The following is a 774-nucleotide window of genomic DNA, read 5'->3' on the forward strand; positions in this document are numbered from 1 at the left end:
TGCAGGAAGCGGCGGTTGTAGGCGCGCTCGCGCCCGACGAAGATCGTCTCGACCGCGGTCTTCATGTTGTCGTAGATGCCGCGCTGGCAGGTGCCGCGGAAGAAGGCGAACGCCCGGTCGTGGGCGTCGAAGACCATCTCCTGGCTCTCGCGCGGATAGGCCCGCACGAACAGCATGCGCGAGTGGCAGAGCCGGACGTGGGCGACCTTGATCGTCGTGGTGACGCCGGCGATCAGCACGATCTCGTGGCTCCAGTCGAACTGGTAGGCCTCACCCGGGGCGAAGGCGAGCGGCACGAAGGCGGGAGCCGTCACGCTGGCCTGCTGGCGCTTCCACGTCTTGGCGTAGCGGCGGACGGCATCATAGCCGCCCTCGTAGCCGAGCCCCCGCAGCGCCTCGAAGATCCGGGTCAGCGTCAGCCGCTCCCGCGCCGGCTTCCCCGTATTGGCCGCCAGCATCCGGTCGAGCTCGTCGCGCCAAGGCCCGAGCTTGGGTGCAGGCTGGACGCTGCGGGTGTAGCGGAAGGCGGTTGCCTCCGAGCGGATTACCTTCCTGACGACCTTGCGGGAAAGCATCAGCTCCCGGCAGATCTGCTTGATCGGCTTATGCTGCACGAAGTACGCGCGGCGGATCTTCGCGACCGTCTCCACGACCAACATCCTCCGCGAGCCTCCCGTTCCGAGTGCGGGAGGCAGTCTGGATGAAGTATCCCGGGGGTCCCGTTTGGACGCCGATCACCCCGGAAACGGGGTCCTTATTCCACGCCTAATCACA

Annotated in this window: 1 protein-coding gene; it reads right to left on the reverse strand. The window is 66.9% G+C overall.

Features of this window, described 5'->3' with window-relative positions:
* Nucleotides 1-659, reverse strand: a 659-nt coding sequence (gene istA, locus VQ02_RS31865; protein ID WP_048448278.1) for an IS21 family transposase, incomplete at its 3' end; no start/stop codon positions are given.
* Nucleotides 660-774 lie beyond the last annotated feature (115 nt).

Origin of the sequence: Methylobacterium variabile (genome assembly GCF_001043975.1) — a bacterium.
Lineage (GTDB): Bacteria > Pseudomonadota > Alphaproteobacteria > Rhizobiales > Beijerinckiaceae > Methylobacterium > Methylobacterium variabile.